This is a genomic window from Phycisphaerales bacterium AB-hyl4 (assembly GCA_041821185.1).
GTDB lineage: Bacteria > Planctomycetota > Phycisphaerae > Phycisphaerales > Phycisphaeraceae > Natronomicrosphaera > Natronomicrosphaera hydrolytica.
Genome location: JBGUBD010000026.1, coordinates 1 through 2,327, shown reverse-complemented (window position 1 = coordinate 2,327; position 2,327 = coordinate 1). Strand labels below are relative to the sequence as shown.

At 62.9% G+C, this 2,327-nt stretch carries 4 protein-coding genes; all 4 read left to right on the top strand.

Features of this window, described 5'->3' with window-relative positions; all coding sequences use genetic code 11:
- Positions 1 to 554 (top strand): ethylbenzene dehydrogenase-related protein (locus ACERK3_19610; GenBank protein MFA9480480.1); only part of this gene is annotated, 554 nt, incomplete at its 5' end.
- 65 nt (positions 555 to 619) lie between these two features.
- Complete coding sequence (locus ACERK3_19605; protein ID MFA9480479.1) at positions 620 to 1,147, top strand: hypothetical protein; 528 nt, start codon at positions 620 to 622, stop codon at positions 1,145 to 1,147.
- A gap of 11 nt (positions 1,148 to 1,158) precedes the next feature.
- A complete protein-coding gene (locus ACERK3_19600) occupies positions 1,159 to 1,701 on the top strand; it encodes a DUF2231 domain-containing protein (protein ID MFA9480478.1) in 543 nt (180 codons plus the stop codon).
- A gap of 146 nt (positions 1,702 to 1,847) precedes the next feature.
- Positions 1,848 to 2,327 (top strand): hypothetical protein (locus tag ACERK3_19595; GenBank protein MFA9480477.1); only part of this gene is annotated, 480 nt, incomplete at its 3' end.

Genomic DNA, 2,327 nt, shown 5'->3' with positions numbered 1-2,327 from the left:
TCGAAGACACGGCATTACCTTTCGATCCGGATCACGCGTGGGAAGAGGGCGACGTGCTGCCGCGACGCTACCTGCGTGAACCGTCGGGCAGCCGGGCGAGTCTTGCCGCGGATGGCCGATGGATCGACGGCGCCTGGCACGTCTGGATCACGCGTGAGTTGGCAGCGCCGGACCCGCGCGACAGCAAGGCACTTGAGCATGGCCAGACGTACAACGTCGCCTTTGCGGTGCATGCCGACGCGACGCAGGCCCGCTGGCATTACGTGTCGATGCCGCTGACGCTCGGTCTGGGTGAAGATGCGGACGTCCCGGCCCAATACACCGACGGCAACCTGAATGATGCCTCGCCTGAGTGGGTGGATGTGCCCTTGTTTTACAGCGGCCAGGTCTACCTCGCGTGGCTGGCGGACAACGGCCACCCAGTGCATCAATGCTTTGCGAAGGCGCAAGACAAACCGCTCGATCGGTCTACGATCCAGACGCTTGCCAACGCGTTAGCCGAGCACGAGCAAGACTGGCTTCGCGAGCAAGGCGTACTGCCCGATTCGCGATGAAGTTTGGAAGCAGGCACGTTGTCCGCTGCAAGCTCGTTCATGTCTCAATTGAGAGGGTGTTCATCATGAAACGTTGTTTGGCTTATTTGTGGATGTTGGCTGTGATGACGGGGTCGCCCTGGCTGGTCGGCTGCGATGGGAACGCCGGGGCCGACAATGCGAATGAGTCGGCTCCGGCTGGCGAATCGCAAACATGGTTGGAAGGTGATACGCAGGAACAGTTGGACCAGTTGGCCGACCAGTTCGGCGGCTTCAGCGCGGCGATGGTCGAGGTGGGCTACCGCTACAACGAGTTGTACTTCGCCGGCGACGAGGCAAACTGGCCGTTGGCGAAGTATCACGCGGAGAAGATCGGTGATGCCATCGAAAAGGGCATCAAGCGTCGGCCGGGGCGCGGCGCTTCGGCGCAGCCGTTTCTCAATCGCGAGTTGCCCGCCCTCGTCGAGGCAATTGAAGCTGAAGATGGCGAGCAGTTTCACCAGCGTTACGAACGGCTGATGAACGCGTGCAATGTCTGCCACATGCGCGAAGACGTGGCGTTCATCCAGGTCCGAATGCCGGAGCAGCGGGCACTACCGTGGGGAAGCCCGTGAAAGGCGGCGGCATGGCACGTTCGCAACAGTTCGATTGGTCCGGCGGTCACTGGCGGTGGCTCGGTGTGGCGGCACTGGCATCGTGTCTCCCGGGGTGCGAGGCGGATGGCTCGGACTGGCTCAACTGGCTCGGTCGACTGCACGTCCAGACGGTACACTTTCCGATCGCGCTGCTCGCGGCTGCCGCGCTGGCGGAATGGTTGGCCTGGCTGACCGACCGATCACAATTGGCAAGCGCAGGACGGTACTGCCTGTGGCTGGGCGCGGTTGGGGCGTTGGTTGCCGGCCTCTTGGGCTGGCTGAACGCTGGCTGGCAGTGGCAATACGATGAAGCGGTGGCCGGCCTTTCGGCCCACCGCTGGTTGGGTACGGCCGTCGTCGGCTGGTTTGTCGTGCTGGCGATGCTCTCCGAACTCGCGCGCCGACGCAACAGTGGACGATGGTTGTGGGCCTATCGATTCAGCCTGCTCGTGGGTGTTGCTCTTGTCGGCACCACCGCTCATATGGGCGGGGTGATCGTCTACGGTAGCGAGTATTTCGCCCCGCCATGGTGAACGGCGGATCGCGCAGAGCGACCGATGTATGCACGCCCCGCCTCGCTACGCCAAACCTCTCAACATGACAGTAGAATCATGCGACATGGTGAACCGGTAGCGCCGCACCGCTGTAAGCTGTAAGCTCCCTCCCACGCCCTGCTGACATGAGTCGAACGCTGCTATCCATTTCGCTGACGATTCTGCTGACTTGCATGATCGGATGCAGCGCATCGCTCGGCGTCGAACGTGTACGGCCGGCGAAGGTGATCGGAACATTACAACGCAGTGCGCTGAATTCGAATCAACTCAGTGCCACCTCGACGCACATCCTCACAATGAACAGCCTTCGCCCCGCGGCGACCGAGCGCAACGCGGCGCGGCTGCGCGAACTGGCCGCTGAAACGCATGACGCCGAGTTACTGCTGACGTTGGCGGAGGTTTCGTACCTGCTTGGCATGCGGCCGGACCGCCCTGCTCGTTTCGAGCACATGGCCGTCGCAGCGCTCGCCAGTTGGACGGCGTTGTTCCACGACGAGGCCACGCTATCGCCCTACGGCCCCCAGTGGCCGCTGGCCATGCAGTTGCATAACGCCAGCCTGGCCGAGCTTTTTCACGCGGCCGACCCACTCCCGCGAACGCAACGC